This window comes from Paenibacillus sp. J22R232 (assembly GCF_056269165.1).
In genome coordinates this window covers 217,844-232,111 of record NZ_JBWDNK010000005.1, presented here as the reverse complement: position 1 = coordinate 232,111, position 14,268 = coordinate 217,844, and the positions used below count along the sequence as shown (strand labels likewise).

16 protein-coding genes and 1 riboswitch are annotated in these 14,268 nt (G+C 48.6%); all 16 genes read left to right on the top strand.

The window, feature by feature from the left end:
- Positions 1-21 precede the first annotated feature (21 nt).
- Entirely contained in the window at positions 22-453 is a 432-nt protein-coding gene (locus AC0YN3_RS17585) for a peptidylprolyl isomerase (protein ID WP_138753448.1), read from the top strand.
- A 33-nt stretch (positions 454-486) separates the two neighbouring features.
- Positions 487-696: riboswitch (FMN riboswitch) on the top strand.
- 221 nt (positions 697-917) lie between these two features.
- A complete protein-coding gene (ribD, locus tag AC0YN3_RS17580) occupies positions 918-2,015 on the top strand; it encodes a bifunctional diaminohydroxyphosphoribosylaminopyrimidine deaminase/5-amino-6-(5-phosphoribosylamino)uracil reductase RibD (protein ID WP_475776532.1) in 1,098 nt (365 codons plus the stop codon).
- A 239-nt stretch (positions 2,016-2,254) separates the two neighbouring features.
- On the top strand, positions 2,255-2,914 hold the full coding sequence (ribE, locus tag AC0YN3_RS17575) for a riboflavin synthase (RefSeq protein WP_475776287.1): 660 nt from the start codon (positions 2,255-2,257) through the stop codon (positions 2,912-2,914).
- Between the two features lie 81 nt (positions 2,915-2,995).
- The gene (locus tag AC0YN3_RS17570) at positions 2,996-4,231 is read left to right on the top strand and encodes a bifunctional 3,4-dihydroxy-2-butanone-4-phosphate synthase/GTP cyclohydrolase II (RefSeq protein ID WP_475776286.1); all 1,236 of its coding nucleotides are present in this window, start codon (positions 2,996-2,998) and stop codon (positions 4,229-4,231) included.
- 43 nt (positions 4,232-4,274) lie between these two features.
- Positions 4,275-4,745, top strand: a complete 471-nt coding sequence (gene ribH, locus AC0YN3_RS17565) for a 6,7-dimethyl-8-ribityllumazine synthase (RefSeq protein ID WP_138753451.1) — start codon at positions 4,275-4,277, stop codon at positions 4,743-4,745.
- A 35-nt stretch (positions 4,746-4,780) separates the two neighbouring features.
- The gene (locus tag AC0YN3_RS17560; protein WP_441942116.1) at positions 4,781-5,560 is read left to right on the top strand and encodes a segregation and condensation protein A; all 780 of its coding nucleotides are present in this window, start codon (positions 4,781-4,783) and stop codon (positions 5,558-5,560) included.
- Positions 5,529-6,131 (top strand): SMC-Scp complex subunit ScpB, encoded by a 603-nt coding sequence (scpB, locus tag AC0YN3_RS17555; RefSeq protein ID WP_183567877.1) that lies wholly within the window; start codon positions 5,529-5,531, stop codon positions 6,129-6,131. Before AC0YN3_RS17560 ends, scpB begins: the two co-directional genes overlap by 32 nt.
- A gap of 58 nt (positions 6,132-6,189) precedes the next feature.
- Positions 6,190-6,882: a DUF2953 domain-containing protein gene (locus AC0YN3_RS17550; protein ID WP_475776285.1), complete on the top strand. Its 693-nt coding sequence runs from the start codon at positions 6,190-6,192 to the stop codon at positions 6,880-6,882.
- Entirely contained in the window at positions 6,855-7,334 is a 480-nt protein-coding gene (ytfJ, locus tag AC0YN3_RS17545) for a GerW family sporulation protein (protein WP_475776284.1), read from the top strand. The genes AC0YN3_RS17550 and ytfJ overlap by 28 nt, the downstream gene beginning before the upstream one ends.
- Before the next feature lie 129 nt (positions 7,335-7,463).
- On the top strand, positions 7,464-8,654 hold the full coding sequence (locus AC0YN3_RS17540) for a D-alanyl-D-alanine carboxypeptidase family protein (protein WP_475776283.1): 1,191 nt from the start codon (positions 7,464-7,466) through the stop codon (positions 8,652-8,654).
- 69 nt (positions 8,655-8,723) lie between these two features.
- On the top strand, positions 8,724-9,380 hold the full coding sequence (locus AC0YN3_RS17535; RefSeq protein WP_475776282.1) for a nucleoside recognition domain-containing protein: 657 nt from the start codon (positions 8,724-8,726) through the stop codon (positions 9,378-9,380).
- Positions 9,381-9,405: 25 nt separating this feature from the next.
- The gene (locus AC0YN3_RS17530) at positions 9,406-9,909 is read left to right on the top strand and encodes a spore maturation protein (RefSeq protein ID WP_183568153.1); all 504 of its coding nucleotides are present in this window, start codon (positions 9,406-9,408) and stop codon (positions 9,907-9,909) included.
- A 54-nt stretch (positions 9,910-9,963) separates the two neighbouring features.
- A complete protein-coding gene (locus tag AC0YN3_RS17525) occupies positions 9,964-10,710 on the top strand; it encodes a pseudouridine synthase (RefSeq protein ID WP_441942111.1) in 747 nt (248 codons plus the stop codon).
- Positions 10,711-10,797: 87 nt separating this feature from the next.
- Positions 10,798-11,328, top strand: a complete 531-nt coding sequence (locus AC0YN3_RS17520) for a redoxin domain-containing protein (protein WP_475776281.1) — start codon at positions 10,798-10,800, stop codon at positions 11,326-11,328.
- 17 nt (positions 11,329-11,345) lie between these two features.
- The gene (gene resB / locus AC0YN3_RS17515; RefSeq protein WP_475776531.1) at positions 11,346-13,004 is read left to right on the top strand and encodes a cytochrome c biogenesis protein ResB; all 1,659 of its coding nucleotides are present in this window, start codon (positions 11,346-11,348) and stop codon (positions 13,002-13,004) included.
- Entirely contained in the window at positions 13,001-14,260 is a 1,260-nt protein-coding gene (gene ccsA, locus AC0YN3_RS17510; RefSeq protein ID WP_475776280.1) for a cytochrome c biogenesis protein CcsA, read from the top strand. The genes resB and ccsA overlap by 4 nt, the downstream gene beginning before the upstream one ends.
- Positions 14,261-14,268 lie beyond the last annotated feature (8 nt).

Below are 14,268 nucleotides of genomic sequence, written 5' to 3'. Positions count from 1 at the left end.
AAAAGAAAGGTAGATGCAGCAATGGCAAAACAAGCAAAAATCACACTAGCAAACGGCGGAGAGGTTCTTATCGATCTATTCGATCAAGACGCGCCGAACACTGTAGCAAACTTCGAGAAGCTTGCTAACGACGGTTTCTACAACGGACTAACGTTCCACCGTGTTATTCCGGGCTTCGTCGCTCAAGGCGGTTGCCCGAACGGAACAGGGACAGGCGGACCTGGCTACCAAATCGATTGCGAGATCAATCCGAATAAACACGAGCGCGGTTCGCTTGCTATGGCCCATGCAGGCCGTAACACAGGCGGCAGCCAATTTTATATCGGCTATGCGCCACAGCCGCATTTGGATGGTGGACATACTGTTTTCGGTAAGGTTTCTAAAGGCATGGAGTTTGTTGATGCGTTCAAAGGCGGAGACAAAATGGAAAAGGTTGAAGTTGAATCAATTTAGTGTTAATATACTAACTATAATTATGTAAGTGCAGCTTTCCTTCGGGGTCAGGTGAAATTCCTAACCGGCGGTGATCGGGCAAGCATAGCGGGATCGGACAACCGAACCTCTATGCTGTCCGTCAGTCCGTGACCCGGGCTAACGGTTTGTCAGTAGTCCTTATGGACGGTGGCAGCGAATTAGAACGGTGGACCTGGTGTAAATCCGGGACCGACAGTATAGTCTGGATGGGAGAAGGGGATGCTTCGACAGCTATAGCAATCCGTTTATTTGCATGTGTGCTTTATTTCACATGTGAACTAGGCTTGTTTCTTTAGCGTATTTTACAAACCGAAATTGCAGAATATGCAAATTGGATTAGTCGGGACATAAAGCCGACAACGCCGATCGGTTTTGTCGTAGTTACCTATTGTTATCTTTCATCACCCCTTCGGATTGATTGCCGATAGGGGTGTTTTTTGTTGTTGGACATTTTAAATGATGAGTATTATATGGGGCTTGCGCTCGATATGGCAGCCAAAGCTTCCGGTCAGACGGGCATTAATCCTGTCGTCGGCTGCGTAGTCGTAAAGGATGGGCGAATAATCGGAATCGGAACGCATCTTAAGCGGGGTACCGGGCATGCGGAGGTTCATGCTTTGCAAATGGCTGGTGCCGAGGCTGAAGGAGCGACGGTTTACGTTACGCTTGAACCATGCAGCCATTTTGGCAAAACGCCTCCATGCTGTGAACGTATTATCGCAGCGAAGGCAGCGCGAGTTGTCGTTGCCAGCGGCGATCCCAATCCTGAGGTGTCCGGTAAGGGCATCGCAAGGCTGCGGGAAGAAGGCATTGCGGTTACAGTAGGCGTGCTCGAACAACGCTCTCAGCAATTAAATGAAAAATTCAACAAATACATTACGTCTAGAATGCCGTTCGTCACGTTAAAAACGGCAAGCACGCTTGATGGCAAGATCGCCTCCAGCACAGGTGACAGCCGCTGGGTAACCGGCGCGACTGCCCGCGAGCAGGTTCACACGCTCCGTCATCAGCATGAGGCGATTATGGTAGGCATTGGAACGGTTCTTGCTGACGATCCGCTGCTGAATACGCGAGCTGCTGTTCCAGCGCTTGATCCGGTAAGAATCATCGTTGATTCAAAGCTTCGATTGCCGTTGACTGCCCGCGTGGTCGTTGACCGCACGGTGCGGACAATCGTACTGACCTCCAGCCAGGCTAACGAGGAACGGCGGCGAGATCTGGAAGCGGCAGGCATCGAGATCATAATCTGCGGAACTGGGGAAAAGGTCGATCTGGTTGACGGCATGGCGAAGCTTGGCGCACTTGAGATTGGTTCGATCCTGCTGGAAGGCGGCGGTCAGTTGAATGGAGCGATGCTCGAAGCGGGTCTTATCGATAAAATCATTCTTTATTATGCTACCAAAATTATCGGCGGGCTGCATGCTCCTGGCACGTTCACGTTCGCAGGGTATGAGAAAATGGCGGATGCCGTACAGCTCGAACGTGTCAGCGTTGAAATGGCTGGCGAGGACATCTGCGTGTCCGGTTACCCGGTCTATTAACCTGACGAACAAGTCATAATCATGCTTACGAAGTAGGTATGCTATCGTTGCAGCAAGCAAACCTAAGTGAATGCTTACGAAGTAGGTTTGCTTCCAGCAAACCTAAGTGAATGCTTACGGAGTAGGTTTGCTTTGAGCAAACCTAAGTGAATGCTTACGAAGTAGGTTTGCTTCCAGCAAACCTAAGTTAATGCTTACGGAGTAGGTTTGCTTCCAGCAAACCTTTAAGGAGGAAGCCCATGTTTACCGGATTAGTGGAAGAAGTGGGGAAAATGAAAGGAATCGCGAAGCAGGGCGAAGCGATGCGTATCGTCGTTGGCGCAGACCGCGTCACCGACGGCGTTATGCTCGGAGATAGCATTTCAGTCAATGGCGTATGCTTGACGGTTACGGCATTTGATCGATTTTCATTTTCGGCTGATGTGATGCCTGAGACGTACCGGAAGTCGAATCTTCAAGAGCTGCGGGCAGGAGAGCGAGTAAATTTAGAGCGTGCCATGCTGGCAGGCGGGCGTTTCGGAGGGCATATTGTTCAAGGGCATGTGGATAGCACGGGGAAAATCATGAAACGCCATTCGGATGCTAATGCAGTCGTATATCACATTCATCTGAATGACGCAGACATGCTGCGCTATGTTATTCCAAAAGGCTCCATAACCATCGATGGCATAAGCCTTACCGTGGTGGATACAACCGCGCACTCCTTTGCCGTTTCCATTATACCGCATACGCTTGGAGAAACAGCTTTGCAGCATAAGCATGCCGGAGACACGGTCAACATTGAATGCGACGTAATCGGGAAATACGTTGACCATCTGCTTAATTTTAAAAAGTCCGAGAACATAAGAGCAGAGTCCAAGCTGAGTACCTCTTTCCTGATGGAAAATGGTTTCTTATAGGACTAGGCCATAAGCCAACAGGCGAGCACAGCTTTGAACATGTATATACAAGCATAATAGTCACAAAGGAGGGAATTCCGAATGGAGCATATAGAGAACAATCCATTTGATAAAATCGAAGATGCGCTGGAGGATCTTAAGCAAGGCAAGCCGATTATTGTCGTTGATGACGAGGATCGCGAGAATGAAGGCGATCTAATCGCTTTGGCGGACCGTACGACACCAGAGGTTATTAATTTCATGATTACGGAGGCTAGAGGCCTTGTATGCGTTCCGATTACCCAAGAGCGTGCAGAGCAGCTGGATTTGCCGCCAATGGTTACGCATAACACGGATTACCATGGCACGGCTTTCACTGTATCCGTCGATTATGTAGGAACGACGACAGGAATCTCGGCCTATGAACGATCACAAACGGTGAAGGCGCTCATCGATCCGTCGACCAAAGCTTCTGATTTCCGCAGGCCTGGCCATATTTTTCCTTTGATTGCGAAATCGGGAGGCGTGCTTCGCCGTGCAGGGCATACTGAGGCAGCGATCGATCTTGCCATTATGTGCGGCTCTGAGCCGGCAGGCGCGATTTGCGAAATTATCAACGAAGACGGAACGATGGCTCGGCTGCCTGATTTGCTGGTTTTCAAAGAAAAACACAATCTAAAGCTCATTACGATTCAAGAGCTGATCCAATACCGCAACGCGAAGGAAAAGCTGGTCGAGCGTGCAGTCGACGTAAAGCTTCCTACCGATTTCGGAACGTTCCGCGCAATCGCCTATACGAATTTCGTTGACAACAAAGAGCATATCGCACTTGTCAAAGGTGAGATCGATGCGGAGGTTCCGCTGCTGGTGAGAGTACATTCCGAATGCTTGACCGGGGATGTATTCCATTCGCACCGTTGTGACTGCGGACCGCAGCTGGAGGCTGCGCTTCGGCAGATCGAGGAAGCGGGCAGCGGCGTTCTTTTATATATGCGCCAAGAGGGAAGAGGGATTGGCCTTATCAATAAGCTGAAGGCTTACGAGCTTCAGGAGCAGGGCCTTGATACGGTAGATGCAAATTTAAAGCTTGGCTTTCCGGCCGATTTGCGCGATTATGGAATAGGCGCGCAAATTCTGAAGGATCTTGGCGTCCGTCAGATGCGTTTGATGACCAACAACCCGCGCAAGATCAAAGGACTTGAGGGCTATGGCCTCGAGGTAATAGAACGCGTGCCGATTCAGATGGAAACGAAGGAAGACAACAAAAGCTACCTGAGAACGAAGAAATCCAAGTTGGGACATTTGCTCAGCTTTGAAGATATTGACTACATTATTTAATTTAATGACTACATCATTTAAAATAACGAGAGGAAGATGACAAATGACACGAATTTATGAGGGACATTTAGTATCGGAAGGTTTAAAATACGGAGTAGTAGTAGGACGTTTCAACGAGTTTATTTCGAGCAAGCTGCTTGGAGGCGCACTTGATGCATTCAAACGCCATGGCGCACAGGATTCCGATGTTGAAGTTGCTTGGGTTCCGGGCGCGTTCGAGATTCCGCTAATCGCTCAAAAAATGGCCGAAAGCGGCAAATACGATGCAGTCATTACGCTAGGTGCGGTTATTCGCGGTTCAACTCCGCATTTCGATTTTGTTTGCAACGAGGCGGCTAAAGGCGTTGCTGCGATTGCGCTAAAAACAGGAGTGCCTACCATTTTTGGCGTGCTTACGGTGGATTCGATTGAGCAAGCGATCGAGCGCGCTGGAACGAAAGCAGGCAACAAAGGGTATGAAGCAGCTGCCAGTGCAATTGAAATGGCGAATTTAACAAAGCAATTGCAAGGCTAAGCAGCGAAGATAAGGCTGGGCAGGAGGAAATGTAAGTGTCGGTGCTTTATAAGCTGGATTCTTTTGAGGGGCCGCTTGATCTATTGCTTCACTTGATCGACAAAGCCGAGATCGATATCCATGAAGTATCTATCAGCGAGATAACGATTCAATATATGGATTACTTGCATGCGATGAAGGAGCTGGAGCTAGAGGTTACGAGTGAGTTTCTAGTGATGGCGGCTACTCTCTTGGCGATAAAAAGCAAGCAGCTTCTTCCGAAGCCCCCCGTATTTGAGGATGATTACGAGGATTGGCCTGATGACGGGCTTGATCCGAGAGACGAGCTCATTCAGAAGCTCGTGGAATACCGAAAGTTCAAGCAAATAGCCGAGCAGCTGCGCGAGAAGGAAGTCGAGCGCAGCCTCGTCTATTCGCGCGAGCCGGAGGATATGTCGCCTTTTATGAAGGAAGAAAAGGTGAATCCGGTAGAAGGCGTCCACCTTTCCGATTTAATTTCGGCTTTTCAGAAGGCTCTGCGCCGGGCAGCGAGGCGTAATGTCGTATCAACGATCCAACGGGACGAGATATCGGTGAAGGATCGAATCCGCGATATTGTTGATGTGCTGAAGCAGTTCGAAACGGTTCGTTTTTCTCGGCTCATTCGAGAAAATATGGACAGGCATGAAATCGTAGTTACTTTTCTCGCGATTCTGGAGCTGATGAAGATGAAGCATATTCGTTGCTTTCAACACCAGCTCTTCGACGACATCGTTATTCATTGGAGAGGAGAGTCGTCACAAATTGGATTATCAGAAGTTGAAGACGATTATTGAGGGTCTGCTTTTTATGGCAGGGGATGAAGGCTTGACCAAACGGCAGCTCGCGGATATTTTGGAGCTGGATGCTGATCTTGCGTCGGATCTCGTCTATGATTTGCAGCGAGATCTGGAACGCGAGGGCCGCGGCATTCAGATTGCAGAGGTTGCGGCATCCTATCGGTTAACCACGCATTTGGAGCATGCGCCTTACTTTGAGCGAATGGCCTATACGCCGACTCGTTCACAGCTCTCGCAGGCTGCGCTCGAGACGCTCTCGATCGTAGCTTACCGTCAGCCCATTACGCGAATTTCAATTGAAGAAATTCGCGGTGTAAAGAGCGACCGTGCGATACAGTCGCTCGTCTCCAAGGATTTAATCGAAGAAGTCGGACGAGCGGAGCAAATCGGACGACCGATCTTATATGGAACAACGAAATCATTTCTGGATTATTTCGGACTACCCTCAATCAAGGAGCTGCCGGAGCCTGGCAACGTCGATATCGACGATGCGTTAGAGGAACAAACGCAGCTGTTATTCGAGCGTTTGGATGGCAAGCAAATGACAATCGAAGAAATTAAAGAATGAGATTTGGCCGCCGGGTCATACTATATTCAACCCATATTAGGGAAACGGAGGAAGCATCATGATGCTCAGTTACCCTTACGGTTGGATGACGGCGGCCAGTCTCTTTTTTTTGCTCATTTTAATAATGGTACTTAGCTCTCAAGTTGTCATTAAAGGGCATTTGCGGAGATTTGGGCATAATGATGACGCTGAAGTGAACATAAAAGCACTTTTTGGAATCATCCGTTATACCTTGAAAGTACCGATTATACAATTTACCGGAACATCGGTCCAACTAAAGGAAGAAGTCTCGAAAACGAGCGCAGGCATCAATACGTGGAAAGAGTTTAATGAGGATATCGACGCGGATAAGGTTGTATCCGCGATCGATAAGTTTAAGCATCTGCTGCAAATGACGCGCAATCTGACGGGCTGGGCCAGAAAAACATTGACGAAGGTTCGCCTTTTGGAGTGGAATTGGAATACCTCGGTCGGCACGGGCGATGCCATGTGGACAGCGATGTCAACGGGATTGGTTTGGTCCGTCAAAACTTCGATTATCGGGTTGATATCCCAGATGGTAAAGCTGAAAACAGAGCCTAAAATGAATGTGCAGCCGATTTATCAACGAACCGCTTTCACTACGGAATGGTCATGCATAGCCCAAATCCGCTTCGGTTATGCTATTCTTGCCGGACTTCAGCTTTTGGTTCGGATGAGGAAGATGAAAGGAGGCGTCAAAGCATGGCAGAACATCCTATTCAAGGCTTAATGCAAACCGCAATGGAAAATATTAAAGAAATGGTTGACGTCAATACGATTGTTGGCGACCCTGTTCAAACGCCGGACGGAAGCATTATTATGCCGATCTCAAAGGTAGGCTTCGGATTTGTAGCAGGAGGCAGCGACATCAGGCTTGATGACGTCGATCATAAGAACCAATCCGATGCGCAGCATGCATCAGTTGCAATGCCATTCGGCGGCGGAAGCGGGGGCGGCGTATCCATCACGCCTATCGCCTTTCTCGTAGTTGGCACGCATGGCGTGAAAATCGTACCGCTCGATAATCAAACGCATTTGCTGGAGCGCGTTATCGATTCAGCTCCGCATGTGTTTGATAAGCTGCAATCGATGATGAAACAGCCGTCCAGCACAGCTGCATATGTTGATCCGTCACCAACCGTTATTAGCGGACATGTGGACGCTAACGATCACCTCTTATGACATAACTGCCCGAGAGGGCAGTTTTTCATTTTTTGTTGGCTGTTTTTCGTCTAGAGCGTAATGTACAAGCATATACTGAAAGGGTCACAGGCTATATCTACTATCGCAAGGAGAGGGGCAAGAACGCAAATGTATGTCGGCAAAATGCGAAAAATCGTTGCGCTTGGGCTTATGCTGGCTTTACTGATTGGGACAAGCGGTCTCGAGAGGGCGATCGCAAGTCCGAGTCCGCTCTACACGAATGCCAAGGGCTCGGCATTGATTGACGTAGAAAGCGGCCGTTTGATCTACAGCAGCAACGGCGACACCTCGATGCGTATTGCAAGCTTAACTAAAATCATGACAGCTATCGTAGCTATCGATAACGGCAAGCTGACCGACATGGTGAAAACCAGCAAGCGTGCGGTTGGCAAGGAAGGCTCTTCAATCTATCTTCAGCTAGGCGAGGAGATGACTCTCCTTCATATGCTATACGGGCTCATGCTTAGATCCGGAAATGACGCAGCTACGGCTATTGCGGAGCATGTAGGGGGCTCGGAGGAAGGCTTCGTGCATCTGATGAATGAAAAAGCAACTTTTCTTGGCTTGACGCATACGCAATTCAAAAATCCGCATGGCTTGGACGAGGAGGGGCATTATTCGTCTGCGAACGATTTGGCCAAGCTAACCGCATATGCATTGAAAAATGACGTATTTGCCGAAATTGTAAGCACGCGCGTCAAAAAGGTGCCAAACCCTCATGAAAAATGGGAGTACAGCTATACGAATAAAAACAAAATGCTGACGATGTATGAAGGTGCGGACGGTGTGAAAACCGGCTACACTAAAAAATCGCTCCGATGCCTTGTAAGCTCGGCAACGAGAGAGGGCCAACAGCTAGCTGCGGTAACGATTAATGACGGGGATGATTGGTCTGATCATCGGAAGATGCTTGATTGGGGCTTCAAGCATTATCCGCTTCAAGAAATAGTGGTGAAAGGCCAGCAAATAGCCGGTTACCCGTACACGATCGGACAATCCTTCATGTATCCGGTTGCCGATGGCGAAACGGATGACATCCAATCCCGCTTAGTGCTTCACAACGTTGATTCCATACGGTCGACCTTTGGCGAGAGAGGATTGCTTGAATGGTATATGGGCAATCGGCTTATCGGCTCAGTTCCCGTGTATGATACGGCAAGCCCTAATCTCGATCAGCCTTCGAAATCACCAAAAGCGCTACAATCCTTAGCGGAGTTTCGAAAAGCAGAGCATCAAGGCAGAAATGACAAGATGATGGGTTCTTTATTAAAAGTGCTGGATGCATTATTCGTACGTTGAAATCAGCTTGGCGAGGGAGACGCCGGTTGATACTGACATGCAGTTGCGTAGCTTGGGGAGGCGACCACAATGGTAAACTGGATTTGGCTGTTTTTTATCGTAGCAAGCGTCATTGTTGCAGCGGTAACAGGGAAAATGGATGCGGTGACGCAGGCTGCCTTCGAAGGCGCCAAATCGGGCGTCACCGTAAGCTTTGGGTTAATCAGCATAATGGTGTTTTGGCTTGGCATGATGCGAATAGCGGAAGATGCCGGTCTGCTGCAGACGCTAGCCAGAATGCTAGGGCCGCTAGTAAGAAAGCTGTTTCCTGACGTACCGCGCAATCATCCGGCAATTGGATATATCATGAGCAATCTAAGCGCCAACTTATTCGGTTTGGGTAACGCAGCAACGCCAATGGGAATTAAAGCCATGCAGGAGCTGCAGAAGCTGAATCCTAACCCAGACACGGCAACGCCAGCGATGTGTACGCTTTTGGCTTTAAATACTTCCAGTATTACGATTATTCCGACCACTCTGATTGCTATCCGAATGAATTACGGATCCGCTAACCCGGCGGAAATCATCGGAACGACGTTAGCCGCTACTTTTGTGGCTACCTCGGCTGCCATACTCGCGGACCGTTGGTATAGACGGAAATCACCGCCTACGATGGCGCCGCCGGCACCGAAGCAAGCGGGTTTGAAATCAAGCCCGCAAGGAGTTGGGGGTGAGACCGTTGTATAGTGTACTTTCAAGCTTGTCTGCATGGATGATTCCGGCTATTATCGTATTTATTCCGCTGTATGCGGCTTTAAGGCGCAAAGTTCCCGTATATGAGACGTTTGTCGAAGGCGCAAAGGATGGCTTCGGGACAGCCATCAATATCATTCCCCATCTTGTCGGTATGATGGTTGCCATCAGCATGTTCCGCTCTTCCGGAGCGCTAGAGCTCATGTTGTCGGCGGTCAGACCCTTGTTTGATTGGGCGGGAATACCGAGTGAGGTGCTGCCTCTTGGCATATTGCGTCCATTGACAGGGGCTGGCTCTTTGGCATTTACGACCGATTTGATCCAAACCTTCGGTCCTGACTCCATGATTGGCAGAATCGCTTCTACGATTCAAGGAAGCACGGACACTACATTATATGTACTCACCGTTTATTTTGGGGCAGTGGGCATTCGGAAATCACGGTATGCTCTGAAAGTGGGTTTGTTTTCTGATTTAGTCGGTTTTTTTGCCGCTATTTTAATTTGCTTATACATATTCGGCTAGTGAAGCTTGTACTTTCTTCGTCATATCGTTATGATGGAGATTGAGGTGAAAGCATTGGAACGTTTACAGAAAATATTAGCCGCTGCGGGAATCGCTTCTCGTCGCAAATGCGAAGAAATGATTTTGGCAGGGATGGTCGAGCTCAATGGCGAGAAGGTTACTACGCTTGGCGTCAAAGCAGACCCAGCCGTCGACGTGATTACCGTTAACGGGAAGACGATACGGAGCGAGAAAAAGCTCTATCTCATGCTCAACAAGTCCAAAGGGGTTATCACGAGCGCCAAGGATCCGCAGGGCCGCAAAGTGGTTTCCGATTTTTTGCCAGGAATCAAAGAGAGAGTTTATCCGGTCGGGCGATTGGATTATGATACGGAGGGTCTCCTTCTTCTAACGAATGATGGAGAGTTTGCTAATTTGCTTACGCATCCAAGTCATCACGTACCCAAAACCTATCGTGCAACTGTCAAAGGCGTACCTCACGGAACTGCGCTAGAGCAGCTTCAGAAGGGCATCAAGCTGGAAGACGGCATGACGGCTCCGGCAGAAGTGGAATACCACGACGTTGATACGGATGGAAACGAGGCAACCATAACGATTACGATATTCGAAGGACGCAATCGCCAGGTTCGGCGCATGTTCGAAGCAATCGGGCACAAGGTAACCAGGCTGAAGCGGATCCGCTTTGGCGAGCTGGGGCTTGAAAATCTTGGCCGTGGAAAGTATCGTCATTTAACGCCAGTGGAAATCAAGGAACTGCTTGATATTGCCAATAGCAAGACACATAAAGTTCATAAAAAGTAATCGACGGCGGCAGTAATTGCCGTCGACTTTTCGTTATAATGGTAATATTCGTGACTGCATAGAGAGAAGCTGGTGGTGAATTCAATTATGGGAAAATCGCGCAAAACGGTGCAGATAGTTATCCTGATTGCCGTCTTGATCATAGGTGGGTATGCAATCGGATCTACTTTATTTGCTGCTGATGATAAAGGCCCTTTGAAGGAGGGAGACAAGCCGCCTGCGTTTGAGCTTGTCGATTTGGACGGCACCGCGAGAAAGTTGTCCGATTATGAGGGAAAAGCTGTCGTGGTCAACTTTTGGGGAACGTTCTGTCCGCCCTGCGTCAAGGAAATGCCTGAGTTTGAGAGACAGTATGCAAAGTGGAAGGAACAAGGATTGGTTATTCTTGCCATTAATTTAAGTGAGGATACGTTGACAGTCAATAACTTCGTGCGACGATTCGAGCTGAATTATCCGATCTTGCGTGACGTTAACCGGAAGACGGAGCGCAGCTACGGATTAAAGTCTTATCCGACTACCTTCTTCATTCATCCCGATGGGACTTTAATGGAAATAAAAGTAGGCGGGATGACTGAGGCGGAGATTGACGACCGAATTGAGAGATTGCTTAAGCTTTAGGAGGTTGTATCGTGTTAGTGGTTGAAAACACAAAGTGCGAGTGCGGGCATCAGAATGCAATCGGAACCGTGCTTTGCGAGAGCTGCGGCAAGCCGCTCGAGAACAATGTCGAATCTGACATGCCTTTGGAAATGCGTTATGACGGCGTGGCCCGACGTTCGCAGAAGAGCAATCCGAATTACATCGATAAGATATGGAATTTCTTCTCATCGGTCAAAATCGCGATTTATTTGATCGTCATTACGTTTTTGACCGCCATGCTGGGAACGATCTATCCGCAGGAAAATACCTTTATCAACAACTTCGATCCTTCTGTATATTACGAGGAGACCTACGGATTTCCAGGCAAGCTTTATTACTTGTCAGGATTGTCGCATACGTATGAAACCTGGTGGTTTATCGGTTTGTTGGTCATGATCGGAACATCTCTGGTTATTTGCAGCCTTGACCGCGTATTGCCGCTTTACAGGGCGCTGAGCAAGCAGCAAATCCGAAAGCATCTACAGTTTATACATCGGCAGAAAACGGTGTACAAGCAGACCATTGAAGGTGACGAAGAGAAATGGGTGCAGGATTTCGGTGCGCAGCTTAAACGAAAAGGATATCGGATACACCGTGACGGATCAGCGCTGCTTGCAGAAAAAAATCGCTTTAGCCGCTGGGGACCTTACATTAACCACATTGGGCTAATTTTGTTTTTATTGGCCATTCTGGCAAGAAGCATTCCAAGCTGGCAAATGGACAGCTACATAACGATTCCCGATGGCGATACCATTCAAATCGCGGATACGAATTATTTTGTGAAAAACGAAAAATTCACAGTGGAGTACTACACGGATGAGGAGCTTCCGGACAAGCTGAAAGGCACCGCGCGAGCAAAACTTTTTGAGACGAAGGCGGTTCTATATGAGTGCGTTAGCAATTGCACGGATCAGTCAAAGCAGCCTGAGCTTAAAGAAGTGGAGCGGCATAACATTATCGTGAATGAACCGCTCAAGTACAAGGGTTTAAAGCTGTATCAATTCGACTTTGATACGACTCCGCGCCTAAATGCCGTACATCCTATTCTGGTAGACAAACAAACAGGCGAGAAATACGGGCCGTTTGACCTTCCAATGAAGGATTCTGAGCTGCAGCATAAGCTTGGACCGTACACCCTTGATTTATTTGCTAATTACATGGAATTCGCCATTGGTGATAACGGGGAACCAACAACATTGTCCCGTGATCCGATTGCCCCGGCTTTCGTCTTTACGGTGAAGGGTCCCGGCCTGGATCCTGCAGGGGAGCCATACATGTATTTCCCCATGCAGAAGGATAAGGTGAAATTCTCGCAGGATGTCATCAACCACGCGATTGCCGACAAGATCGAGATTCGCGTCGACGGGATGGAAAACGTGGATTTCTCAGAAGCTTCGACTTATCTGAACGTGCGGATGGATCGTGCATTGCCTTATGTGTGGGTAGGAGCAGCCTTCTCCATGATCGGATTGCTGATGGGCTCTTATTGGCAGCACCGGAGGATTTGGCTCAGAATTGATGACGGGGAGCTTTCATTAGGGGCCCATACGAACAAAAACTGGTACGGTATGCGCTCAGATGTTGCGGGAGCGCTTCATAAAATAGGGATAACCGTAGATCCGAAGTCGCTTGATAACGGAGGGAACAACGCGTGAGTTTAGTTGATTTTAGCAGCGACGCATTCATTGTCGCATTTTTTCTTTATTGCTTTGCATTTATGTTTTATGTCATTGCGATTGCGGGCAAGAAATGGAGCAACCGTGATCCCATCCAGCACGAGAAGCGCTGGGGGCGCATCGCGTTTATTACTTCAAGTCTCGGTTTGGCGTCGCATTTGACTTTCTTCTTCACTAGATGGGCAGGTAGCGGACAAATTCCTACGAGCAATATGTATGAATTCATGACTTTCCTAGGCATGGCTATCATGATTGCTTTCACAATCGTTTTTGCTATATACAGAAAGCCGCTGCTGGGGATGTTTTCCTTGCCGCTTACCGTTATTATCGTTGCATATGCGTCTGTATTTCCGCAGGAGGTACAGCCTTTAATACCGGCGCTTAATAACTATTGGCTCAAGGTGCATGTTACGACAGCCGCCCTTGGCGAAGCCTTTTTTGCAGTAGGCTTTGCAGCGGGTATGATGTACTTGCTGCGTGTCGTTGATTTCAAAGGCAAAACGAAGGAAGCAAAGCGTTCGCAGTTTTGGGTTGAATTCTCGCTTTATTCCATTATTTTGATTGTTGGCTTCATTGTTGCTGTCTTTGCGTTCCGTGGCGCTGGCTACGAGGCGCAATTCATTCAGGAGAAGTCAAGCATAGACGGCAAAGGAACCGAATCAACGATTACGGAAACGGTCGACTATACGCTGCCGCCTATTGTTAAACCGTATAACAGCGATATCGTGAAGGCAGATTCCTTCTTAGGATTGGACAAGCCAATTTTTGAAGCACCGTACTGGATGAACGGCGTCAATTCCGGACGGAAGCTTAATACGGTTGTATGGTCCATTATTGCAGGCAGCTTGCTTTATGGATTGCTTCGCTTAGTATTCCGCAAACCGTTAGGCGCGGTTATTCATCCTATGATGGAGGGCGTTGATCCCGAAGATCTGGATGAAATCAGCTATCGCTCCATCGCGATCGGCTTTCCAATCTTTACGCTCGGTGCATTAATATTTGCGATGATCTGGGCGAATATCGCTTGGGGGCGTTTCTGGGGATGGGATCCGAAGGAAGTTTGGGCGCTCATTACCTGGCTTTACTACAGTGCTTACTTGCACTTCCGTCTATCGCGCGGGTGGCAAGGCAAGCCTTCGGCTTGGCTCGCAGTAATCGGCTTCGTAGTCGTATTGTTCACGCTGGTCGGGGTTAACCTCGTTATTGCAGGCTTGCATTCCTATTCCGGTGTTTAGTATTTAGT